At 58.0% G+C, this 23,728-nt stretch carries 23 protein-coding genes; 18 read left to right on the forward strand and 5 right to left on the reverse strand.

Translation table 11 applies throughout. From position 1 onward, the window contains the following. Positions 1–34: 34 nt before the first annotated feature. Positions 35–1,522: a chromosomal replication initiator protein DnaA gene (gene dnaA / locus ASB58_RS16220; protein ID WP_096004962.1), complete on the reverse strand. Its 1,488-nt coding sequence runs from the start codon at positions 1,520–1,522 to the stop codon at positions 35–37. Between the two features lie 601 nt (positions 1,523–2,123). Between dnaA and rpmH the strand changes: the two genes are divergently transcribed. From rpmH to ASB58_RS16255, 7 genes are all read left to right on the forward strand, one after another. Continuing rightward, on the forward strand, positions 2,124–2,258 hold the full coding sequence (rpmH, locus tag ASB58_RS16225; protein ID WP_083728495.1) for a 50S ribosomal protein L34: 135 nt from the start codon (positions 2,124–2,126) through the stop codon (positions 2,256–2,258). A gap of 11 nt (positions 2,259–2,269) precedes the next feature. Continuing rightward, entirely contained in the window at positions 2,270–2,668 is a 399-nt protein-coding gene (rnpA, locus tag ASB58_RS16230) for a ribonuclease P protein component (protein ID WP_096004961.1), read from the forward strand. Beyond that, positions 2,661–2,912 (forward strand): membrane protein insertion efficiency factor YidD, encoded by a 252-nt coding sequence (gene yidD, locus ASB58_RS16235; RefSeq protein ID WP_096004960.1) that lies wholly within the window; start codon positions 2,661–2,663, stop codon positions 2,910–2,912. Before rnpA ends, yidD begins: the two co-directional genes overlap by 8 nt. Continuing rightward, entirely contained in the window at positions 2,909–4,597 is a 1,689-nt protein-coding gene (yidC, locus tag ASB58_RS16240; protein WP_118131637.1) for a membrane protein insertase YidC, read from the forward strand. Before yidD ends, yidC begins: the two co-directional genes overlap by 4 nt. Before the next feature lie 72 nt (positions 4,598–4,669). Beyond that, positions 4,670–6,040 (forward strand): tRNA uridine-5-carboxymethylaminomethyl(34) synthesis GTPase MnmE, encoded by a 1,371-nt coding sequence (mnmE, locus tag ASB58_RS16245; protein ID WP_118131638.1) that lies wholly within the window; start codon positions 4,670–4,672, stop codon positions 6,038–6,040. A 387-nt stretch (positions 6,041–6,427) separates the two neighbouring features. Beyond that, positions 6,428–8,122 (forward strand): AAA family ATPase, encoded by a 1,695-nt coding sequence (locus ASB58_RS16250; RefSeq protein ID WP_118131639.1) that lies wholly within the window; start codon positions 6,428–6,430, stop codon positions 8,120–8,122. A 7-nt stretch (positions 8,123–8,129) separates the two neighbouring features. Then, positions 8,130–9,005, forward strand: coding sequence for a DNA adenine methylase (locus ASB58_RS16255; RefSeq protein ID WP_118131640.1), 876 nt, complete (start codon positions 8,130–8,132; stop codon positions 9,003–9,005). 436 nt (positions 9,006–9,441) lie between these two features. On the opposite strand, the gene ASB58_RS16260 is transcribed toward ASB58_RS16255, so the two are convergent. The 4 genes from ASB58_RS16260 to codB all read right to left on the reverse strand — a co-directional run bounded on the left by ASB58_RS16260 (position 9,442) and on the right by codB (position 14,138). Beyond that, on the reverse strand, positions 9,442–10,776 hold the full coding sequence (locus tag ASB58_RS16260; RefSeq protein ID WP_202974650.1) for an MFS transporter: 1,335 nt from the start codon (positions 10,774–10,776) through the stop codon (positions 9,442–9,444). Positions 10,777–10,861: 85 nt separating this feature from the next. Continuing rightward, a complete protein-coding gene (gene codA / locus ASB58_RS16265) occupies positions 10,862–12,118 on the reverse strand; it encodes a cytosine deaminase (RefSeq protein WP_118131642.1) in 1,257 nt (418 codons plus the stop codon). Next, positions 12,115–12,858, reverse strand: a complete 744-nt coding sequence (locus ASB58_RS16270) for a PucR family transcriptional regulator (protein ID WP_118131643.1) — start codon at positions 12,856–12,858, stop codon at positions 12,115–12,117. The genes codA and ASB58_RS16270 overlap by 4 nt, the downstream gene beginning before the upstream one ends. Next, positions 12,855–14,138, reverse strand: coding sequence for a cytosine permease (gene codB / locus ASB58_RS16275; RefSeq protein WP_118131644.1), 1,284 nt, complete (start codon positions 14,136–14,138; stop codon positions 12,855–12,857). The genes ASB58_RS16270 and codB overlap by 4 nt, the downstream gene beginning before the upstream one ends. A 231-nt stretch (positions 14,139–14,369) precedes the next feature. Here codB and ASB58_RS19955 point away from each other — a divergent pair, with 231 nt between their 5' ends. The 11 genes from ASB58_RS19955 (at position 14,370) to atpA (ending at position 23,721) form a co-directional block, all read left to right on the forward strand. Then, a complete protein-coding gene (locus ASB58_RS19955; protein WP_147336849.1) occupies positions 14,370–14,729 on the forward strand; it encodes a hypothetical protein in 360 nt (119 codons plus the stop codon). A gap of 127 nt (positions 14,730–14,856) precedes the next feature. Then, complete coding sequence (gene mnmG / locus ASB58_RS16280) at positions 14,857–16,755, forward strand: tRNA uridine-5-carboxymethylaminomethyl(34) synthesis enzyme MnmG (RefSeq protein WP_118131645.1); 1,899 nt, start codon at positions 14,857–14,859, stop codon at positions 16,753–16,755. Further along, entirely contained in the window at positions 16,752–17,396 is a 645-nt protein-coding gene (rsmG, locus tag ASB58_RS16285; RefSeq protein ID WP_118131646.1) for a 16S rRNA (guanine(527)-N(7))-methyltransferase RsmG, read from the forward strand. The genes mnmG and rsmG overlap by 4 nt, the downstream gene beginning before the upstream one ends. Before the next feature lie 17 nt (positions 17,397–17,413). Further along, complete coding sequence (locus ASB58_RS16290; RefSeq protein WP_096004952.1) at positions 17,414–18,217, forward strand: ParA family protein; 804 nt, start codon at positions 17,414–17,416, stop codon at positions 18,215–18,217. A 17-nt stretch (positions 18,218–18,234) separates the two neighbouring features. Continuing rightward, on the forward strand, positions 18,235–19,095 hold the full coding sequence (locus ASB58_RS16295) for a ParB/RepB/Spo0J family partition protein (RefSeq protein ID WP_096004951.1): 861 nt from the start codon (positions 18,235–18,237) through the stop codon (positions 19,093–19,095). Between the two features lie 352 nt (positions 19,096–19,447). Next, positions 19,448–19,846 (forward strand): F0F1 ATP synthase subunit I, encoded by a 399-nt coding sequence (locus ASB58_RS16300; RefSeq protein ID WP_096004950.1) that lies wholly within the window; start codon positions 19,448–19,450, stop codon positions 19,844–19,846. A gap of 17 nt (positions 19,847–19,863) precedes the next feature. Then, complete coding sequence (atpB, locus tag ASB58_RS16305) at positions 19,864–20,739, forward strand: F0F1 ATP synthase subunit A (protein WP_118131647.1); 876 nt, start codon at positions 19,864–19,866, stop codon at positions 20,737–20,739. A gap of 71 nt (positions 20,740–20,810) precedes the next feature. After that, complete coding sequence (gene atpE / locus ASB58_RS16310) at positions 20,811–21,065, forward strand: F0F1 ATP synthase subunit C (RefSeq protein ID WP_083728481.1); 255 nt, start codon at positions 20,811–20,813, stop codon at positions 21,063–21,065. 63 nt (positions 21,066–21,128) lie between these two features. Further along, on the forward strand, positions 21,129–21,599 hold the full coding sequence (locus ASB58_RS16315) for a F0F1 ATP synthase subunit B (protein ID WP_096004948.1): 471 nt from the start codon (positions 21,129–21,131) through the stop codon (positions 21,597–21,599). Positions 21,600–21,610: 11 nt separating this feature from the next. Then, entirely contained in the window at positions 21,611–22,147 is a 537-nt protein-coding gene (locus ASB58_RS16320; RefSeq protein ID WP_118131648.1) for a F0F1 ATP synthase subunit delta, read from the forward strand. Between the two features lie 29 nt (positions 22,148–22,176). Then, complete coding sequence (gene atpA, locus ASB58_RS16325; RefSeq protein WP_083728478.1) at positions 22,177–23,721, forward strand: F0F1 ATP synthase subunit alpha; 1,545 nt, start codon at positions 22,177–22,179, stop codon at positions 23,719–23,721. Positions 23,722–23,728 lie beyond the last annotated feature (7 nt).

Raw genomic sequence — 23,728 nt, forward strand, 5'->3', positions numbered from 1 at the left:
TCGTGCTGGTTGGCAGTGGTGTGGGCTGACGATCTCAGGTCGTCAGCGTCCTCAACAAATTCTTGTAGTCCTCGCGGATGTCCGCATCCGTTTCACGCAGTTCAGCAATCTTGCGCGTGGCATGCAATACCGTGGTGTGATCACGTCCACCAAAGGCATCGCCAATCTCGGGCAGGCTGTGATTGGTCAGCTCTTTGGACAAAGCCATGGCAACCTGTCGCGGCCTGGCAACAGAGCGCGAACGACGCTTGGACAGCACATCCGCAACCTTGATTTTGTAATACTCGGCGACCGTGCGCTGAATATTATCGATACTGACCAATTTGTCCTGCAAGGCCAGCAAGTCCTTCAATGACTCGCGAATCAGCTCGATGGTGATATCGCGCCCCATGAAGTGCGCGCTGGCGATCACTCGCTTGAGCGCACCTTCCAGTTCGCGCACGTTGGAGCGGATACGTTGGGCAATAAAAAACGCCGCATCGTGGGGCAGATCCACCCGCGACTGTTCGGCCTTCTTCATCAGAATGGCTACGCGGGTTTCCAGTTCCGGCGGCTCGACCGCCACGGTCAACCCCCAGCCAAAACGCGATTTGAGCCGCTCTTCCAGGCCGTCGATTTCCTTCGGGTAACGGTCGCTGGTAAGAATGACCTGTTGCCCACCTTCGAGCAGCGCGTTAAAGGTATGGAAAAACTCCTCCTGCGAACGCTCCTTCTTGGCAAAGAACTGAATGTCGTCAATCAACAGCGCATCGACCGAGCGGTAGTAGCGCTTGAAATCGTTGATGGCATTCATCTGCAGCGCCTTCACCATGTCGGCCACAAAACGCTCGGAATGCAGGTAAACGATCTTCGCTGCCGGGTTCTTCTTCAGCAGGTGGTTGCCCACCGCGTGCATAAGGTGGGTCTTACCCAAACCCACACCGCCGTAAAGAAACAGCGGGTTGTAACCATGCTTGGGGTTATCGGCCACCTGCCAGGCGGCGGCGCGCGCCAATTGGTTCGACTTGCCTTCAACAAAGTTCTCGAAGGTAAAGCTGCGGTTGAGCAGACTGGTGTGCTTGATCAGCGTCGGTGGCGGCTGACTGGTATCGGGCTGGCTGTTGCCGGCGAACTCGGCTGCGGCATCGGACGCGCCGCGGTGATCGGCAGCGGGTTGCGAGCTCACCACCACCGGTGTCACCGCGGGGCTGGCAGGAGCCGCGGCTGGCGTGGGGTCGATCGGACGCGGCGCGGCTGCCGGCGCAACTTGAGCAGCTGGTGCTGCCGCAGGAGCCGCGCGACGACTGCCAATCAGCAGCGACACCATCGGCGCCTGCCCCTGGGACAGGTCATCCAGCAGCTCTTGAATACGATTCAGGTATTTGTCGTTGACCCAATCAAGCACGAAGCGGTTGGGCGCATACAGACGGATCTCGGCCTGATCGCCATCAACCTGCAACGGGCGGATCCAGGTATTGAACTGTTGAGATGGAAGCTCATCACGCAAAAAATCGATGCATTGCTGCCAAAGTGCAACAGACACTGAATCCCCCGGGGACCACTGAAACCAGCGGCTTTTATTGAAGACAAATGCACATCGCGGCAAGGCGACGAACTACGGATAACAGAGCCGCCTATTCTATCCCTTCACCCCTGACTTATCCACACACCAGCCGCCTCCCGGTGACAAAAAAGCGACTGGCGTTTTGCCTTGTCAGGTTGCAGAACAGACCGCCGGAAGACACCAACGCCTTGTAAATCGCGCTCTGTAGAAGCTGTGAACAACTGCACCTCAGCCTTGTTGGCAAACAGCCCTCTAACCGGTGGATAAAACCGCCTGTGGATATCCATACCTTTTATCCACAGGGCGCACACAGGGACACCCGGGTGCCGTCCCCCGCTTATCCGCAGGGTTATCATGCAAGCAACCCACTGATCTGCTTTGCTTTTATGGCCTTATCCACAGAAAATCACGGCACCATATACAGTCACTGCATTTATCTTTTAATCAAACTGATTTCATATTATTTATTCATGGTTCTTTTGCCCTGCGGGGAAATTGACCTCGGCCAGCTTTTTCTCTAGAATTGCCGGTCCCTCGAAGGGGCACTTAGCTCTGATGTGACTTACTCAGGTATCTGAAGATGAAAAGAACGTTCCAACCCAGCGTACTGAAGCGCAAGCGCACCCACGGTTTCCGTGCTCGTATGGCTACCAAGAACGGCCGTGCTGTTCTGGCTCGCCGTCGTGCCAAAGGCCGCGCACGCCTGTCCGCTTAAGCACCGGTTTACTGGTGGATCTCGGGTTCACACCTGAACACAGGCTACTGACGCCTGCTCAGTTCAAGCGCGTATTCGATGGAGCCACCTGCAAAGCCTCAGGACCCAGCCTGCTGCTGTTGGCCAGAGAAAACTCTCTGGGCCACGCACGGTTGGGTCTGGTCATTGCCAAGAAAAGTGTTCGGCGTGCGGTAGACCGTAACAAGGTCAAGCGCATTGCCCGCGAGTCGTTCAGACAGCATCGTGCTGAGCTGGGGGATCTGGACATTGTCGTACTGGCCCGCAAGGGACTGGGCGACCTGGACAATGCTGCACTGCATGCCCTGTATCAGGGTATGTGGCGCAGGCTTATAAAATCGGCCGCAAAAAACCGCTCACGTGACCCCGGACCCCCGTCATCCCATGCGTAGCATCGCGCTCGGACTGATCAAGGTTTACCGCTACGCCATCAGTCCCATGATGGCCAGTCACTGCCGTTTCTATCCCTCCTGTTCCTGCTACGCCCAGGAAGCCATCGAACAGCATGGTCTTCTCAAGGGCAGCCTGCTCAGCGCACGCCGCCTGGGACGTTGTCATCCCTGGAACCCCGGTGGATATGATCCGGTACCGCCAGCTTCTGCCAACCGACCGACCCGAATGGCCAACAAACCATGAACCTCCAACGTAATATCCTCATCGGTGCTCTACTGGTGATCACCTACCTGATGGTGGTGCAGTGGAATAAGGATTTTGTTCAGCAGGATCTTGCTCCGGCAGCCCAGACCCAGATGGCCCCGCTCGACAGCAGCGATCTGCCGGGCGATGACACCGCCGCGTCCCACGACGGTGACGTGCCGGCTGCCATCAATGGCGAGGGCGAAGCCCTGGCGCCGGCCCAGGTGACCACCCCGGATGCAAAGGGTGGACTGGTCAAGGTTGAAACCGACACCCTGCAGGTGACCATTAACCCGGTGGGAGGTGACATTGTCTCCCTGGCACTACCGCAGTATCCGACCCGCAAGGATCGTCCGGATCTGCCATTCCAGCTGCTGGAGCAATCGGGCAACCGCACTTACATCGCGCAAAGCGGCCTGACCGGTCAACAAGGCCCGGACAAGTCCAGCGGCCGCGCGCAGTACAGCGTCGAGCAGAACAGTTACCAGCTGGCTGATGGCCAGGATCAACTGGTTGTTGACCTGACTACCAGCAACGACGGCGTCAATGTCACCAAGCGCTTCACCTTTACCCGCGGCAGCTATCTGGTCGGCGTCAGCTACCTGATCGACAACCAGAGCAGCCAGCCCTGGAGTGGCAGTCTGTTCGGTCAGATCAAGCGCGATGGCAGCGGTGATCCTTCCAGCTCCACAGCGACCGGTATGGCGACCTTCCTGGGTACCGCCTACTGGAGCGCCGATGCCTCCTACACCAAGATGAAGATGTCCGAGCTGGACGACACTCGCTTGGCTGAGAACGTCACCGGTGGCTGGATTGCCTGGCTGCAGCACTACTTTGTCAGTGCCTGGATTCCCAGCCCCGAGGTGACACATCACTACCGCACACTGAAAGACCGCAGCGGCAACTACATTGTCGGCTTCACCAGCCCGGCCGTTACCGTACCGGCAGGCGAGCAGCAGCAGATCAGCGCCGACTTCTACGCCGGTCCGAAGATCCAGGATGACCTCAAGGCCATCTCCCAGGGGCTGGAGCTGACCGTCGACTACGGCTTCCTGTGGTGGATTGCCCAGCCGCTGTTCTGGGTGCTGAGCTTGATCCACGGCTTTGTCGGCAACTGGGGCTGGAGCATCATCCTGCTGACCTGCCTGATCAAGCTGATATTCTTCCCGCTGTCGGCTACCAGCTACCGCTCCATGGCCAATATGCGCCGCGTTGCGCCCAAGCTGCAGGCGCTGCGTGAACAGTACGGCGATGACCGTCAGAAAATGTCCCAGGGCATGATGGAGCTGTACAAGAAGGAAAAGATCAACCCGCTGGGTGGCTGTCTGCCGATCCTGGTGCAGATGCCGGTCTTTATCGCCCTGTACTGGACCCTGATGGAAAGCGTCGAAATCCGTCAGGCCGAATGGCTGGGCTGGATCACTGACCTGTCGCTGAAGGACCCGTACTTCATCCTGCCGATCATCATGGGCGCGACCATGTTCCTGCAGCAGCAGTTGAACCCGACGCCACCGGACCCGATGCAGGCCAAGGTGATGAAGATGCTGCCGATCATCTTCACCTTCTTCTTCCTGTGGTTCCCGGCCGGTCTGGTGCTGTACTGGGTAGTCAACAACTGCCTGTCCATTGCGCAACAGTGGTACATTACCCGGCAGATCGAAAAGGGCGCCGCGAGCAAGGACTAAGTCCGGCTCACCGCCAGTCAAACGCCCCGTTCGCGGGGCGTTTTGCTATCCACAGAAAACACCGGAGCCGCCATGAGCACGCCCTATCACGCCGATACCATTGCCGCGCTGGCCACCGCTCCTGGCCAGGGCGGCGTCGGGATCATTCGTGTCTCCGGCCCGGCTGCTCGGGACATTGCCGAGCGCATCGCCCGCCGCAACCTGCAACCGCGCTACGCCCACTACGGTCCGTTCTGGTCTGGTGAGCAGACACTGGACGAAGGCATCGCGCTGTTCTTCCCCGGCCCGCATTCCTTTACCGGTGAAGACGTGCTGGAACTGCAGGGCCACGGTGGTCCGGTGGTAATGGATCTGTTGCTCAAGGCATGCCTGGCCGCCGGCGCACGACAGGCGCGCCCCGGTGAATTCAGTGAACGTGCCTTCCTTAATGACAAGCTGGACCTGGCTCAGGCCGAAGCGATTGCCGATCTGATCGAAGCCTGCTCCGAGCAGGCGGCGCGCAATGCCCTGAACTCGCTGCAAGGGGTGTTCTCCCAGCGCGTGCGTTCCCTGACCGAGTCGCTGATTGCCCTGCGCATCTACGTTGAAGCGGCGATCGACTTCCCTGAGGAGGAGATCGACTTTCTCGCCGACGGTCACGTGCTGTCGCAACTGCAGGCAGTGCAGGCTGAACTGACCCAGGTACAGCGCCAGGCCGGGCAGGGCGCGCTGCTGCGTGACGGCATGAACGTGGTGATCGCCGGGCGGCCCAACGCCGGCAAGTCGAGCTTGCTCAACGCCCTGGCCGGGCGCGAAAGTGCGATTGTCACCGATATTGCCGGCACCACCCGGGACATCCTGCGCGAACATATCCACATCGATGGCATGCCGCTGCATATCATCGATACCGCGGGCCTGCGTGACACCGACGATCAGGTCGAGCGTATTGGTGTGCAGCGTGCGATGAACGCCATCGGCGAGGCCGATCGGATTCTGCTGATGGTCGATGCCAGTCAGCCGGAAGCCAAAAATCCAGACCTGCTGTGGCCGGAGTTTCTCGCCCAACGCCCCGACCCGGCCAAGGTCACGCTGATCTATAACAAGATCGATGTCACCGCAGAGCCCGTTGCACAGGACATCGCAGCAGACGGTTCGGTGGTGCTGCATCTGTCAGCCCGGCAGGGTGAGGGTATCGATCTGCTGCGTGAACATTTGAAAGCCTGCATGGGCTTTGAGCAAACCGGCGAAAGCCTGTTCAGCGCCCGCCGCCGCCATCTCGAAGCACTGGAAGAAGCTGCTAGTTACTTGCAGCATGGCTTTGATCAGCTCACCCTGATGGGCGCTGGCGAGCTGCTGGCCGAAGACCTGCGCATGGCCCAGCAAGCCCTCGGCAAGATCACCGGCGAGTTTTCCGCCGATGACCTGCTGGGGCGGATTTTCTCCAGCTTTTGTATTGGTAAGTGATTTTGGGTCCAGTTAAACCCGTTGAGCTCTGCTGACAAACGAGCGGCCAAACATTGAAAGCCGCAAAAAGGTGCTGCTACGCGAGATCAATCAACGTAACCTAGGCTACTTACAACAGTGGTGCAAAAAACCAACGTGCGTGCCACCAACCTAAAACGGGAAATCAAGACTATCGCCGACGCACCATCCACACAGGAAGAAAGTTTACACATCAGAAGCGCCAACGAGAGCTGGAAACTAAGCTCGATAGACTACGCAGGGAGTTATTAGCTAGGCTGAGTCACATCGAGATGCAGCGTAATACGCAGATCAACCAGCTAAGGAAGCAACTATAACAGCAGGTTCAAGAACAGCTGTTTTTCATATGGAATAGAGGTTGTGATAAGAATGAAAAATGTGACCAAGACGCAACTGAAAAAACTTGTGATTGAGAAATTTCGTGCATTAAACAGCGTTGAGGTAGAGTTTGGGGATCACATCACTGTTGTTTGCGGAAAAAACGGTACGTCAAAATCATCAATCCTCGGCATCGCCGCCCAGATCTTCAGTTTTGAAAAAGACTATACGAAAGACGAAATTATTTCTCATCAACAAATTACAGGTGGAAAATTCAAATCGCAATATAGCGAGCATTTTAGAATTTCCAAAAAATACGATGTCCCTGGTTCAATGGAAGTAAATATCGAGCTAAGTGATGGGTATACAGGAAAAAGTGCAACAGCAAAGCTGGAACTAATGAGCCGTAGAAATTCGCCTCGTCCAGTGGTCCGTAAAAACAGCACCTCTGAGAAAGGCGAAAATTCAAGTAGAAATTTTACGCACCCCGTTATATTTCTTAGCTTGAAGCGACTTTTCCCAATTGCGGATCGTGATTACAAAGTTATTGACTTTGACTACCTAAATAGGCGTAAACAAGAATTTATTGGACTAACCAACGAATTATTGAATCGGCAATCATCCGTGGCTACCGGCACGGAAGGAACCATTAGCTCTGCTGTTGCACATGGTGAAAATTACGATCAGGACTCTGTTTCAGCGGGTGAAGATAATGCGGGCCAGATCGTTCTTGCCTTAATGTCTTTCCATAAGCTGAAAGAAGAGTATGCGGACTACAAGGGCGGGCTTCTTTTGATTGATGAGGCGGATGCTGGGCTATTCCCAACAGCCCAAGTCAATCTGATCAAAATTCTTGATCGCGAGTGCAAGAAGCTGGATCTGCAAGTAATCATGACTTCTCACTCGCCTACCCTGATCGAGTACGCTTACGAACAAAGCCAGCAATATAGAAGAAGATATAAAACCGTTTATTTGAGTAATACATACGGCAATGTGCAGGTTGTTCAGGATTGGTCATGGCCTCAGATCAGTGCTGACATCCACACTAAAACAGTTTCAACTTCAGCGGAAACTCGTCTTCCACGTGTGAATATTTATTTTGAAGACAAGGAAGCAGCAGATTTTTTTGCTGCCTTGTTAAACAGGCAACCAATAAAGAAATTCACTCGCCCCTTGCCAGAAATATCCCTAGGCTGCTCAAATTACTTACAGCTAATTCAAAAGGGCGTTTCAGAGTTTTCCAAAAAAAGTGTGATTTGTTTAGACGCGGATACTTCTGGAAAGGTAGAAGATAAAAACTATAAAACGGTTGTTTTGCTTCCGGGTAGCTTGCCCCCTGATCAGTTAATTTTTGAATATTTGTACAATCTTCCCGCGAATAACGATTTTTGGCAGAACGATTTGGGGTACGCGCGGCCTAATTTCACTAACTCGGCATCGGAGATCATTCGTCAATTCGCTATCAATGGAACAAGTGTTGATGTGAAGGAAAGGCTCAAGGCCTACCAGGGAACTGAAAAGCCGAGAGATATATTCAAACGGTTCTACAAAGATGCAGATTTTCAGAGGCTGTTTACCACAGTTTCTAAGCCTTATAATCCTTGGTTGCATTGGATTAACGCCCACCCTGCTGAAAGCAATGTTTTTTTGGAACAATTTAAGGCAGCGTTACATCAGGCCATGAAATTTGGATATTCTGTTGATGCAGCCAAGCTGACTGTCTTGGAAATCAAGTTAAAAAAGTGACATAGCAATGTACTCAAAAAAGCTATACAGCCCTTTGCGTTATCCAGGTGGCAAGGCTCCTTTTGCCCCCTTCATCGCCAAAGTCATGGAAACTAACGGGGTTAAAGGCGGACACTATATGGAGCCTTATGCAGGCGGCGCAGGCGTTGCACTAACGTTGCTGCTTGATGGCCATGCCAGTCATATTCATATTAACGATGCTGACCCGGCAATCCATGCCTTCTGGGTGTCTGTCACCAAGCATTCCGGTGCACTTCTTAGCCTTCTTGAGTCCACCCCGATCACCATTGACGAGTGGTTCAAATGGCGGTCTATTCTGCGCGGAGAAATCCAAGCTAGCTTGGTCGAGAAAGGATTTGCGACACTATTTATGAATCGCACAAATCGTTCCGGCATCCTCAAAGCAGGGGTGATTGGCGGACAGAAGCAGGATGGCGAGTACAAACTGGATGCGCGATTCAAGAAAGACATTGTAGGGGCGCGAATCCAAGAAATTGCCAAGCACTCAAAAAACATTTCTATATATTGCGAAGACTCGCTTGGTCTGTTGAATCGTTGCTCAGAGTTTTTGCCGAAAAAATCACTGATCTATCTTGACCCCCCCTACTACGTCAAAGGCAAGGGACTGTACCGCAACTACTACAAACATGATGATCATATTGCCATAGCCAAAGCTCTCCAGAATAAGGCGTTTAAGTGGCCGTGGGTGGTTTCCTACGATAATACGGAAGAAATTTGCGCTATGTACCAGTTAAGTCAATCGCTTACCTATGGTCTGAATTACACAGCACAACGACGATATGTGGGAAATGAAGTAATGTTTTTTAGCCAGAATACCCAGGTGCCAGGTGGAGATATTCCGCAAACCAAAGCCGTCGGCTAGTAGTTCTTGTGCAGGAATGATTGATGCAAAGCAAAGAAAAACCCGGGCTCACATCGTTTAACAGGGAAAGCGCCCAATCTGGTGTGTTTTCTCATGCTAGAGGCCGGTACCTTCGAGAGACTGCGCTAAAGCTGACACTGGAAGAAATAGCCATCTTGGCCGAATGCCGCTGACATGGCACACGTGTGAAAATGCCGTCAAAAGCCTCAAATGAACCCTTAGCACAGAACACAACCTTGTGCTCGCCTCAACGCTCATGGGTTTAACGGTGGACCTCGTCCAACCACGACTTTGGCCTTGGGCCGCTGAGGCGCACTGCCATGGTAGTGGTCGTGCGGGACACAGGAGGCTACTTGGGTTAAGCGTGTGTTCAATATACTTATTAACGAATACACGACAAATCTGATAGGAAATGTAGCGCCGAGCCATCCGATGCTTAGGGCAGCGCCTGACGCATCCGCCAGCTGCTGACCACCGCCGCCATTACCGCAAAGGTGCTGGCCACCAGCAGCGCAACATGGGTGCCGTTATCCGCAAACAGGTTGAACATCAACGCCACCAGCGCCGCACCGCTGGTCTGGCCAACCAGCCTGGCGGTGCTCAGCATGCCACTGGCGCCGCCACTGCGGTGCAAGGGGGCAGCGGTAATGATGGTGTGATTGTTGGGCGACTGGAACAGCCCGAACCCGGCGCCGCACAGCACCATCCAGCCGAGTATTGCGCCAGTTCCCGGCTTGTCCGGCAATGCTGCCAACCCCCAAAGACCTCCGGCGAACAGCAGCATGCCGATGCCCCCCAGCAGACCCGCGTGATAACGCTCCAGCAGTCGACCGGCCAGGGGCGCAGTCAACATGGTTGCCAGTGGCCAGGGTGTCATCAGCAGACCGGTCTGGATGGCATTAAGGCCCAGTTGATGCTGAAAATAGAAGGGGATGGAGACCATCGCCAGCATCTGCGCGGTGAAGGCGCTGATCGAGCTGCAGATAGACAGGGCAAAGATCGGAATGCGCAGCAAATCCACCGGCAACAGCGGCATGCTGCGACTCAGCTGCCGGCGCACGAACAGCCAGCCCAACGGCACACCGATGAGTACCGGCAGCACTAGCCACCAGCCGGCGTGGCCCTGGGCAAAACCGGTCACGGCAAGAAAGAAGCACCCCAGCGTCAGCACGTTGAGCAGGGCGCTGGGCAGGTCAAAGCGCTGACTCGGGGCGCCCTCGTTGGAGGGCAGAAAGTGCCAGCCCATGATCAACGCCAACAGGCCAACCGGCGCGCTGACGGCAAACAGCCAGGGCCAGCTGGCCAGCGACAGAATGGCCGCCGCCACACTGGGCCCGGCGGCGGCGGCAACGGAGACGATCAGGGTATTGAGGGCCACACCCCGGCCCAGGCGTGCGCGCGGGTAAATCAGCCGGGTCAGTGCACCGTTGACGCTCATCACCGCCGCCGCACCCAGGCCTTGCAGCATGCGCGCCAGGGTCAGCTCCAGCAGGGAATCGCTGAGGGCACAGAACACCGACATGCTGGCAAACACCGCCAGCCCGATCAGATAGATGCGCCGGTAGCTCCACAAATCGCCCAGTGAAGCCAGCGGCAGCAGACTGACGGCAATGACCAGTTGATAGGCATTGACCACCCAGATGGAACTGGCGGCACTGGCGCCCAGATCGGCGCCGATAGTTGGCAGGGCGACGTTGGCGATCATGCCGTCGAGTACGGCCATGGTCACCCCCAGGACGATCGCAATGATCGCCCCGAGGCGCTGCGGCATGGGTAAACCGTTTTGGTGTGCAGGGGACAAGTCGGGCCTCTGAATGACAGAACCGGCCGGTCACCTTAGCACAGCACAGGCTCCTTCAGCGCCACCCGGCAACCTCATGCACGGGCGCATCGCGCTGCACCAGGCAGCGGCCGTCACGGATTGAGGCCAGCACCGGCGACTGGTTCAACAACACCTCGTAAGGTGTAGCACCGTTCACCACCATGCAGCGTGCCGGATTGCCGACGGCAATGCCGTAGTCGTTCAGGTTGAGCGCGGCCGCGCCGTTGTCGGTCACGATCTCCAACGCGGTCTCGATGCGTTCCATCCCCAGCATGTGGCAGGCGTGCAGGCCGACATCCAGGGTACGCAGCAGGTTGCCGTTGCCCATCGGATACCAGGGGTCGCGAATCGAGTCCTGGCCAAAACAGACTTTGAGGCCCGCATCAAGCAGCTCCGGTACCCGGGTCACGCCACGGCGTTTGGGGTAACCGTCAAAGCGGCCCTGCAGGTGCAGGTTCTCGGTTGGCAGGGCAACAAAGTTCAGGCCCGACTTGCCCAGCAGACGGAACAGGCGGCTGCAGTAAGCCTCATCGTAGGAGTGCATGGCGCAGGTGTGGCTGGCGGTTACCCGGCTGCCGTAGTCACGACTGAGGGCTTCCGCCGCCAATACTTCCAGGAAGCGCGACTGCGGGTCGTCGATCTCGTCGCAATGCACATCCACCAGGCAATCGCTGCGCTCGGCCAGATCCATCAACCATTTGACCGATTCCACGCCGTAGTCGCGGGTGAACTCAAAATGTGGAATACCGCCGATGACGTCGGCCCCCACCGTGACCGCCTCGCGCATCAGCTCCTTGCCTCCGCAGAAGGACAGAATGCCCTCCTGCGGAAAGGCAACAATCTGCAGATCGACAAACTCGGCAACCCGCTCGCGCACCTCGACCATCGCGCGCAACGCAGTGAGCTGCGGATCGGTCACGTCGACATGGGTGCGCACATACTGAATGCCATGGGCGGCGAACAACTTGAGCGTCTGCTCGGCCCGACTGATAACGTCGTCGCGGCTGAGCATGGCCTTGCGCTCGCCCCAGCATTCGATGCCTTCGAACAGGGTGCCGCTCTGGTTCCAGCGCGGCTCACCGGCGGTCAGCGCTGCATCGAGGTGAATGTGCGGCTCCACAAAAGGAGGCAGCAACAGGTTGCCGCCGGCATCCAGCACGCCAGCCGCCGCGCTCTGGCTGGCAGATTGGACATCAATCGCAGTGAAGCGACCGTCAGCCATGCCGACGCGGTACAGGCCGGAACGCCCGGCCAGGCGGGCGTTGACGATGGCGGTGAGGGGCAGGGTCATGGGTGTTCTCCAGAATCAGGGCATTGGCACAGCAGGTGCGCCAGTATCAGGTTATTCAAATCGTCGGGCCGTTTTGGATCCAGCCCGGTGGCGCGAAACAGCTTGTTCAGTCGATAACGTACAGAGTTGCGGTGGCTGCCCAGGCTGCTGGCGGCCGCGCTGACATTACCGCCGTGCTGCAACCAGGCGGTGAGTGTCGGGCCCAATTCATCCAGCAAGGCCTGATGCTCGGCAAACCAGGGGGCGATGAACTCCCGACGGGCCGGCAAATTACCCAAGCGCAGCTGCAGGCGCTGCAGCAGGGTCTCGGCCCGGGTTTCATCCTCCCGGCTGGCCAGTTGCTCACGACTGATAATGGCGCGGCTGATGGCTTCGGTCACCGTCACCATCGGCAACGAATAGGGCTGCTCCAGCACCGGCAGTTGCAATACGTCAGCCCGCTTGAGCAGAGCACTGGGGAGCTGGCCGATATAGGCATCACCGGTCAGAATCACCAACCCGGCAACACCGGTCGCCACGCTCTCATGCACCAGCTCAAACAGGTTATCCAGGCTGTGATGCCGACCGATCCCGGTGATGAACACCAGCTCTCCGCCCTTGATCCAGGGCGCGAAGGAGCGGTTCTCCGCCACATAGGGCCAGCGTACCCGCCGCCCGGCACCGGCTTGCCCGGCGCGCAGACGGATGGCGCCGAGACCGGGCAGATCAGGGATATCGGCCGTACACAGCAGCTCGCTCATGCGCGGCTGGACAACGCGGCACGGCGTTCACGTACCGGGTTGATCAGCAATGCCAGCAGCGTGTAGGCCACGCCTGCTGTCAGCACACCCACCAGGGGAGCAACCCAGTTGGAGGTATAGGCAACCAGCGAACCGATGGCGTAGGCGCTCAGGCCGACCCAGTTGAAAGCCGGCAGGGCGGTCGTAGCCAGGTCGCCGTATCGACCACGCCAGGTGACCAGGTAATTGGCCATGATCACGCCACCCACCGGCGGGATAAAGGTGCCCAGCAGAATCAGGAACGGAATCAGCCACTCGTACATGCCCAGTACCGCCAGCAAGGTGCCGATGGCAGCGCCAACGACCGTGACAGTGCGGCGACGCTCGGTACGCAGCAAATTACAGCCGGCCACGGCAAAGTTGTAGACCGTATTGTCCTGGGTGGTCCACAGGTTGAGGAACAGCATCAGGACACCCAGCGTCGCCAGCCCCTGCGCGACCATGATGTCAACGATGTCGGCCTGCTGATACACCAGCGCACCGAACGCGCCGACCAGCGTCATCAAGCCGTTGCCGACGAAGAACGCCGCCAGCGTAGCAATCACCGCCGCCTTGCCGGACTTGGCAAAGCGGGTCCAGTTGGTGGCCTGGGTGCCACCGCTGACGAAGGTGCCGAACACCAGGGTAATGGCCGCCGCCACGCTCATCTCGGCGCTCGGGTCGATTGCTGACAAACCGGCCAACCCGCCGGCATCGGAGCCGGCAATGCCCAGGCTGACGGCAATCAGAATGATCATCGCCGGTACGGCCACCCGCGACAGCAGATCCAGCCCGCGATAGCCGATAAAGGCACTGATACAGAAGCCAAAACCAAACAGCACCATCAGCGGCAAGGTCAGGCTTTCCGGCAGCCCGGTCATTTTCACCAGCAGCAGCGCCATGGTGGCCGTGCCCCAGGCGTACCAGCCAATCTGGGTGAAACCGAGAATGAAGTCGGACAGCTTGCTGCCCAGATCACCAAAGGCATAGCGACTCATCAGCGCGGTGTTCAGGCCCGAGCGGGCGGCGATGTAGCCCAGCGCCGCAGCGTAGGCACCGAGCAGCAGGTTGCCGACCAGCAGAATCCACAGCAGCGTGGAAAACCCGAAGGCAGCTCCCACGCTACCGCCTGCCCACATGGTGGCACTGAAAAAGGTAAAGCCCAGCAGGACGAAACTCATTGACCACATGCTCTTGCGTGCATGGGTCGGCACCGGGCTCAGCGGGTAATCCTGATCGGCGCTATCGATTAACTCACTCATTGTCTTTTTCTCCGGTTGGCAGCGGTTGCATCCACGACGGCGGATGCGTGCTCGGCAACGAGCAACCAGCGTGCCAGCAGCCCGAATTGAGCCGCTGACCTCCGTTTGGGTGCGCGGATTGCTGTGCAGACTGCACAAACAACCGGGGAGGTTGCCCCAATACGAGGCATATATTAGAGCGAATTAACGAAGCGCTGAGCAAATCGGCCTGCAAACACAGCATCCTCCTGGGTGAACGTGGTACGCCCAGAGGCGGGCTGGCAAGACCCTGTTTTGACGCCAGGCTCCACCCGACAGCAGACAGGGCAGACCAAACAGGCTGTTCCTGAGGGCTGTGGAAAACTGCCCTTCAACCCGGTCGATAACCAGGGGGATAAGCCTGGGCATAACCAGCCTGTGGATAACACGCCCATTCATCCACAGGCTGTACCACTGGGTACCCACCTGTCGTCGACGGCTTTCACACAGCCTTTTGTTTTCTGCAGTGCATTGAAAATAAAAGAATTTATTGAGTTTTCCACAGACAGGCTTTGCCCCAATAGCATTAACTTATTCAATCTTTTTATATATTTTCATCTTTATTCTTTTTAACTCTTTGCCGGGAGAAAAAAGCCGGTTGTACAAAAAATGGTCAGCACGGCTGCAATTTTCTCCCCTTGGCCCTATAATCAGCCCCTTTTTTCTGCGTCGGGGATACGCCCGGCAAACGAGGTGACAGGTGGACTTTCCCAGCCGTTTTGACGTCATTGTGGTCGGTGGTGGCCATGCCGGTACCGAAGCTGCGCTGGCAGCCGCGCGTATGGGCGTGAAGACCCTGCTGCTCAGTCACAACGTTGAGACGCTGGGACAGATGAGCTGCAACCCGGCTATCGGTGGTATCGGCAAAAGCCATCTGGTCAAGGAAATCGACGCGCTGGGTGGCGCCATGGCCTTGGCTACCGATCAGGCCGGCATCCAGTTCCGCGTGCTCAACAGCCGCAAGGGCCCCGCTGTGCGCGCTACCCGTGCCCAGGCTGACCGCGTGCTGTACAAGGCTGCCATTCGCCATACGCTGGAAAACCAGCCAAACCTGTGGATCTTCCAACAGGCTTGTGATGACCTGATTGTGGAACAACAACAGGTGCGCGGTGTGGTCACCCAGATGGGCCTGCGTTTTCTGGCTGACAACGTGGTGCTGACCACCGGTACCTTCCTCGGCGGACTGATTCATATCGGCCTGGATAACTACTCCGGTGGCCGCGCGGGTGATCCGCCGGCCATTGCCCTGGCAAAACGATTACGTGAATTACCCCTGCGGGTTGATCGCCTGAAAACCGGTACTCCGCCGCGCATCGACGGGCGCAGCGTCGATTTCAGCCAGATGACCGTGCAGCCGGGTGACACACCGATCCCGGTGATGTCGTTCATGGGCAGTGCAGCGCTGCACCCCGATCAGGTCAACTGCTACATCACGCACACCAACGAGCGTACCCACGACATCATTCGCGAGAATCTTGACCGCTCGCCGATGTACTCCGGCGTTATCGAGGGCATTGGGCCGCGCTACTGCCCGTCGATCGAGGACAAGATTCACCGCTTTGCCGACAAGCACAGCCACCAGGTGTTTATCGAGCCCGAGGGCCTGACTACCCATGAGCTGTACCCCAACGGCATTTCCACCTCGCTGCCGTTCGACGTCCAGCTGCAGATTGTGCAGTCGATCAAGGGCATGGAAAGCGCGCACATCCTGCGTCCGGGTTATGCCATCGAATACGATTACTTCAATCCGCAGGACCTGAAGTACTCGCTGGAAACCAAGGTGATCGACGGCCTGTTCTTTGCCGGTCAGATCAACGGCACCACAGGCTACGAAGAAGCCGGCGCCCAAGGTTTGCTGGCGGGTCTGAACGCTGCACGGCGTGCGCAGGAACTGGACGCCTGGTGTCCGCGTCGGGATGAAGCCTACATCGGCGTATTGGTCGACGACCTGATCACCATGGGCACCCGCGAGCCCTATCGCATGTTCACCTCGCGCGCCGAGTACCGCCTGGTGCTGCGTGAAGACAACGCCGACTTGCGGCTGACCGAGCAGGGCCGTGCACTGGGTCTGGTCGATGACGCTCGCTGGGCGGCGTTCAACACCAAGCGCGAAGCCATCGAACAGGAAACCCAGCGCCTGCGCAGCACCTGGGTGCAGCCCGCCAGCGAACAGGGCAAGGCCTACAGTGCCCAGTACGGTACGCCGCTGACCCACGAGTACAGCTTGCTGGACTTGTTGCGGCGCCCGGAAGTGGATTACCCCGCACTAGTGGCCTTGACCGGCGGCAGTGACGTGCCCGCCGATGCCGCCGAGCAGGTTGAGATTCAGGCCAAGTACGCCGGCTACATCGAGCGCCAACAGGAAGAAATCGACCGCCTGCGCCAACACGAACAGACCCGCCTGCCCGAGGACCTGGACTACGCCAGCCTGAATGGGCTGTCCAACGAGATTCGCGGCAAGCTGGCTGATGTGCGGCCGCAGACGCTGGGACAGGCCTCGCGCATTCCGGGCGTCACGCCGGCGGCAGTCAGCTTGTTGCTGATTCACCTGAAAAAACGCAACGCGCTGGGCAGTGGCTCTCTGGCCAGGGAGGCATGAGCGCGATGGGGCAACACGCAATCGAGCTGGCCCACGGCGCGCGGCAGCTCGGTATCGATCTGACCGACGACCAGCAGACACAACTGCTGGCCTACCTCAGTCTGCTGAACAAGTGGAACAAGGCCTACAACCTCACCGCCGTGCGCAACCCGGACGAAATGGTCAGCCGTCATCTGCTCGACAGCCTCAGCATCCTGCCCTACATCGAGGGCGAGCGCTGGCTCGACGTGGGCAGCGGCGGTGGCATGCCCGGTGTGATGCTGGCGATCATGTTTCCTGCCCGCCATTTCACCCTGCTGGACAGCAACGGCAAGAAGACCCGCTTTCTGACCCAGGTAAAAACCGAGTTGGGGCTGGCCAACCTGGAGGTGATCAACAGCCGTGTCGAGGCGTTCAATGTTGAGCAGCCGTTCGACGGCATTACCTCGCGGGCCTTCGCCTCGCTGGCCGACTTCACCCACCTGACCCGTCACCTGGGTAGCCCGGATACCCGCTGGCTGGCAATGAAAGGGGTGTACCCCGACGACGAGTTGGCTGCCATGCCGGTCGACTTCCAGCTCGAGAGCAGTGCACAATTGCAGGTTCCCGGTTGCGTCGGCAGCCGCCATCTGTTGATACTGCGACGGATGAATCAGGGCTGAGATCAAGGGGGTCATACGTGGGCAAGGTGCTGGCAATTGCCAACCAGAAAGGCGGTGTGGGAAAGACCACCACCACGATCAATCTCGCCGCCTCGCTGGCCGCAACCAAGCGCAAGGTGCTGCTGATCGATCTCGACCCCCAGGGCAACGCGACCATGGGCAGCGGCATCGACAAGGCGAACCTGGACAACTCGGTGTACGAGCTGCTGACCGGGCAGTGCGAGTTTGCCGACGCGGTCTGTCGCTCGGAATACGGCGGCTACGATTTGCTGCCGGCCAACGGTGACCTGACCGCTGCCGAAGTCGAGCTGATCAACATCAAGATGAAAGAAAGCCGGCTGCGCTACGCGCTGGTCAATGCCCGCGAGCAGTACGACTTCATCCTCATCGACTGTCCGCCGTCGTTGAACATGCTGACCGTCAACGGCCTGGTTGCCGCTGACGGGGTCATCATTCCGATGCAGTGCGAGTATTACGCGCTGGAAGGCTTGTCCGCGCTGGTCAATACCATCAGCCGCATCAGCTCGGTGCTCAACCCGAGTCTGCAGATCGAAGGTCTTCTGCGCACCATGTACGATCCGCGCAACAGCCTGACGCTGGATGTATCCGCCCAGCTCAGTGCCCATTTTGGCGACAAGCTTTACCAGACCGTGATTCCGCGCAACGTGCGTCTGGCCGAGGCGCCGAGCTTCGGTATGCCCGCGCTGGCGTACGACAAGCAGTCGCGTGGCGCTGTCGCCTATCTGGCGCTCGCCGGCGAGGTGGTACGTCGCAGCAAGCAGGCAGCCAAGGCGGCTGCCGTTACCGATTTGAACGAATGACAACAAGGACAACGAGCATGGCGGGCAAGAAGCGCGGCTTGGGACGGGGACTGGATGCACTGCTGAGTGCAGGCGCCGGTGCGGCCAGCGAGAACGACAGCCAGGATCGGATCCTCAAGGAGCTGCCGGTAGATCTGGTCCAGCGCGGCAAGTATCAGCCACGCCGGGACATGGACCCGCAGGCACTGGAGGAACTCGCCGAGTCGATTCGTGCCCAGGGCGTGATGCAGCCCATCGTCGTACGCCCGATCAGCGAAGGCCGCTACGAGATCATCGCCGGTGAGCGGCGCTGGCGTGCCAGTCAGCTGGCCGGCCTGGACAGCATTCCGGCGGTGATCCGCGAAGTGCCGGATGAAGCCGCTATCGCCATGGCGCTGATCGAGAACATCCAGCGCGAAGACCTCAACCCGATCGAGGAAGCCATCGCCCTGCAGCGGCTGCAGCAGGAATTCGAACTGACCCAGCAGCAGGTGGCTGATGCGGTTGGCAAGTCGCGGGTGAGTATTACCAACCTGTTGCGCCTGATGAGCCTGCCCGAAGACGTCAAGCTGATGCTGGAGCGCGGCGACCTGGAAATGGGCCATGCCCGTGCCTTGCTGGGCTTGCCGGCTGAGCAGCAGACCACCGCAGCGCGCCAGGTGGTCGCCAAGGGGCTGACCGTTCGTCAGACCGAAGCGCTGGTCCGCCAGTGGCTGAACCCCAGAAGGGATGCGACACAACAGCGCACCAACCCTGACGTGGAGCGTCTGCAACAGGACCTGGGCGAGCGTCTGGGCGCCGATGTGAAGTTGCAGCACGGTGCCCGCGGCAAAGGCCGGCTGGTGATCAGCTACAGCTCGCTTGACGAGCTTGATGGCATTCTCGAGCACATCCGCTAAGCTCTTGCGAGCGCGCAAGCAGCGTCATTGCTGGCTTGGCGAGGCGCGGTCAATTATTACAAAACATGACCGTCCGGCGGCCCGTCCGGCGTTTTGACCACAACATGTAGTGCCTGACCCCAAGGCACAACCAAAGCAGCCGGGGATGCCGCGCAGATCAGGCAGCATGCGCCCTCGCGCCTTGTAGTGCCGCGCCTGTTTGGTTGCTACTGACAGGTCGAACACATATAATCACCGGCGCTTTAGGGGGCGGCCACACGAATCCCCGCGCCGAGTGCGCGCGCAGTCAAGATGGCCGGACAGCCCGGCAATTTGTTTCACGCATGCACCACCCGCAGGGTTTTGAGTACTGATGACGACTGTGAAGACCAATGCCATTCGTCGTCCCCCGCTGATCAAGTGGTTCGCGTTTCAGGCTGTTGTTGTGGTTTTGATGGGGGCGCTTTTCTGGATTAAAAGCCCCGTGGCGGCATACTCCGCCCTGGTGGGAGGGCTTATTTTTCTCCTGCCCAATGTGTATTTCGCGCTCAAGGCTTTCAGGTACACCGGGGCGCGCGCTGCAAAGCAGATAATGGATTCTTTTTACAAGGGTGAGGCCGGCAAGCTCATCCTCTGCGCTGTCCTCTTTGCGATAGCGTTCAAAAGTATTAAGCCGATTGATGTATCGGCACTGTTTCTTACATTTGCGATCATGCTGGTCACGAACTGGCTAACACCTGCGGTAATGGGTGGAAAAACGCAGCACAGCTAAAGGACCTGAGGAACGTTATGGCAGGCGCTACCGCATCAGAGTACATCAAGCACCACCTTCAGAATTTGACCTACGGGAAACTCCCGGCCGGTTATGAGCGTGCCGATGGCACGGTTCTGGGGCAGGACACCTGGACCATGGCCCACGGCGCTCAGGAAGCGTCCGACATGGGTTTCATGGCTATTCACGTAGACACCATCGGCTGGTCACTGTTCCTCGGTGCGCTGTTTTTGTTCTTCTTCCGCATGGCGGCCAAGAAAGCCACCTCCGATGTTCCCGGCGGTCTGCAGAACTTTGTTGAAATGATGGTCGAGTTTGTCGATCAGAGCGTTAAAGAGACCTTCCACGGTCGCAACAAGGTGATCGCACCGCTGTCGCTGACCATCTTCTGCTGGGTCTTCCTGATGAACCTGATGGACCTGGTACCCGTCGACTTCCTGCCGCAGCTGTTCCACATGGCCGGTGTCGAGTACATGAAGGTCGTACCCACTACCGATGTCAACGCCACCCTGGGCATGTCCCTGTCGGTCTTCGCGCTGATCATCTTCTACAGCATCAAGGTCAAGGGTGTTGGCGGCTTCCTCGGTGAGCTGACCCTGCATCCCTTCTCCTCCAGCAACATTTTCCTGAAGGTCCTGCTGATTCCGGTCAACCTGCTGCTCGAAGGCGTCAGCCTGCTGGCCAAACCGGTCTCCCTCGCTCTGCGTCTGTTCGGTAACCTGTACGCCGGCGAGCTGATCTTCATCCTGATCGCTCTGCTGCCCTTCTGGGCTCAGTGGGCGCTGTCCGTGCCGTGGGCTATCTTCCACATTCTGATCATCACGCTGCAGGCATTCATCTTCATGATGCTGACCATCGTGTACCTCAGTATGGCGCACGAAGACAGTCACTGATTCAGGCGATAACGATTTAGTTCTACCCGAAAACCCATAACTTGCAATTAACTGAAAACTGGGAGCTTTAAATGGAAACTGTAGTTGGAATGACCGCGATTGCCGTAGCACTGCTGATTGGCCTGGGCGCACTGGGCACTGCAATTGGCTTTGGTATCCTGGGTGGCAAATTCCTGGAAGGCGCTGCGCGTCAGCCGGAAATGATCCCCGCCCTGCAGGTGAAAATGTTCATCGTCGCCGGTCTGCTCGACGCCGTAACCATGATCGGTGTTGGTATCGCTCTGTTCTTCACCTTTGCCAACCCCTTCATTGCCCAAGTTGCGTAATGCAGTCGCCGGTAACGGCGACTCCAACTTGATGGTTTTGAATAACAGGCAAGAGGTGAAGACGTGAACATCAATTTGACGATACTCGGTCAAGCGATCGCGTTCTTCATCTTCGTGGTGTTCTGCATGAAGTATGTGTGGCCTCCGGTCATCGCTGCTCTGCAGGAGCGCCAGAAGAAGATCGCAGACGGCCTTGCAGCCTCTGATCGCGCCGCCAAGGACCTGGAACTGACACAAGAGAAGTCAGCCCAGGAACTGCGTCAGGCAAAAGAGCAGGCTGCAGCACTGATTGAGCAAGCTAACAAGCGTGCCAACCAGATTGTTGAAGCCTCCAAAGAGGACGCTCGCAAAGAAGGCGAGAAGATTCTGGCTCAGGCCCAGGCGGAAATCGAACAGCAGCGCATCAAGGCCAGAGACGCTCTGCGCGCCGAAATCGCTGCCATCGCAGTGGCTGGCGCCGAGAAGATTCTGGAAACTTCTGTCGACGCTGACAAGCACGGTGACATGCTGAACAAGCTGGTAGCCGAACTCTAAGCGAGGTCATCATGGCAGAACTGATTACGCTGGCCCGCCCCTACGCCAAAGCGGCATTTGAGCGGGCAAAAGCCCAACAGGCCCTGGCCGAATGGGCTGAGGTGCTGAACGCTGCTGGCCAGGTGGCCGCAGACGAGGCAACTCGCCAGCTGCTGACCGATCCGGGTCTGGCGGAACAGAAGAAAGCCGAGGTCATCCTCGAGTGCACCGGTCAGTCGGTGTCCGAGGAGCAACGCAACTTTCTGATGATCCTCGCCGATAACCGCAGGCTTGCCCTGCTGCCCGAGATTGCGACGCTATTCAACAGCTTCCGAGCTGAACTTGAGCGCACTATCGACATTGACGTCAGCTCTGCTTTCGAGCTGACTGACGCACAGCAGCAGCAGCTTGCCCAGGCGCTGTCCAAGAAGCTCGATCGCAATGTGCGCATCGACGCGACCCTGGACAAGTCACTGATTGGTGGACTGGTTGTTCGCACCGGCGACCTGGTCATCGACGCCTCCGTGCGCGGAAAGCTGACCAAACTGGCCGAGTCGTTGGGCTCCTGATTTCAGCATAAGGTTTTGAGGATAAAGGCATGCAACAACTGAATCCATCAGAGATCAGTGACATCATCAAGAAGCGGATCGAGCAACTCGATATCTCTTCTCAGGCACGTAACGAAGGTACGATTCTTTCCGTATCTGACGGTATTGTGCGGATTCACGGTCTCGCCGATGTAATGTACGGGGAAATGCTTGAGTTTCCCGAAGGCGTCTTTGGTATGGCACTGAACCTGGAGCAAGACTCCGTCGGTGCTGTCATCCTGGGTGACTACCTGGGTCTGGCCGAAGGCATGACCGTCAAGTGCACCGGTCGTATCCTGGAAGTGCCGGTAGGTCCGGAACTGCTGGGCCGCGTTGTTAACGCACTGGGCGCGCCGATCGATGGCAAGGGCGATATCAACGCCAACGCCACCGACGCGGTTGAAAAGGTTGCGCCGGGCGTGATCTGGCGTAAGTCGGTCGACCAGCCCATCCAGACTGGCTACAAGGCCGTCGACGCGATGGTTCCGGTAGGTCGTGGTCAGCGTGAGCTGATCATTGGTGACCGCCAGACTGGTAAGACTGCGATGGCTGTTGACGCCATCATCAACCAGAAAGGGTCCGGCGTTAAGTGTGTCTACGTCGCGGTTGGTCAGAAGCAATCGACCATCGCCAACGTGGTACGCAAGCTGGAAGAGCACGATGCCATGGGGCACACCGTGATCGTCGCCGCTTCCGCTTCCGACCCGGCTGCTCTGCAGTTCCTGGCTCCTTACGCCGGCTGCACCATGGGTGAGTACTTCCGCGACCGCGGCGAAGACGCGCTGATCATCTACGATGACCTGTCCAAGCAAGCCGTTGCCTACCGTCAGATCTCCCTGCTGCTGCGCCGCCCGCCGGGCCGTGAAGCCTACCCGGGTGACGTGTTCTATCTCCACAGCCGTCTGCTGGAGCGCGCTTCCCGCGTTTCCGAAGAGTACGTCGAGAAGTTCACCAACGGTGCCGTAACCGGCAAGACTGGCTCGCTGACCGCTCTGCCGATCATCGAAACCCAGGCTGGTGACGTATCTGCGTTCGTACCGACCAACGTGATCTCCATCACCGACGGTCAGATCTTCCTGGAATCCAACCTGTTCAACTCGGGTGTCCGTCCGGCCGTTAACGCCGGTGTATCGGTATCTCGTGTAGGTGGTGCTGCTCAGACCAAGATCATCAAGAAGCTGTCCGGTGGTATCCGTACCGCACTGGCGCAGTACCGTGAACTGGCTGCTTTCGCCCAGTTTGCCTCTGATCTGGATGAAGCGACCCGCAAGCAGCTGGAACACGGTCAGCGTGTTACCGAGCTGATGAAACAGGACCAGTACGCGCCGATGTCCATCGCCGAGATGGGTGTCAGCCTGTTCGCAGCCGAGAAGGGCTTCCTGTCCGACGTCGAGCAGAACAAGGTCGGTGCTTTCGAGAAAGCCATGATTGCCTACTTCAAATCTGAGCACGCAGACCTGCTTGCCAAGATCAACGAAAAGGGCGATTACAACGACGATATCGAAGCAGGCATCAAAGCCGGCATCGAGAAGTTCAAGGCGACCCAGAGCTGGTAAGCCGACG

The organism is Pseudomonas abyssi, assembly GCF_003444685.1.
Classification (GTDB): domain Bacteria; phylum Pseudomonadota; class Gammaproteobacteria; order Pseudomonadales; family Pseudomonadaceae; genus Halopseudomonas; species Halopseudomonas abyssi.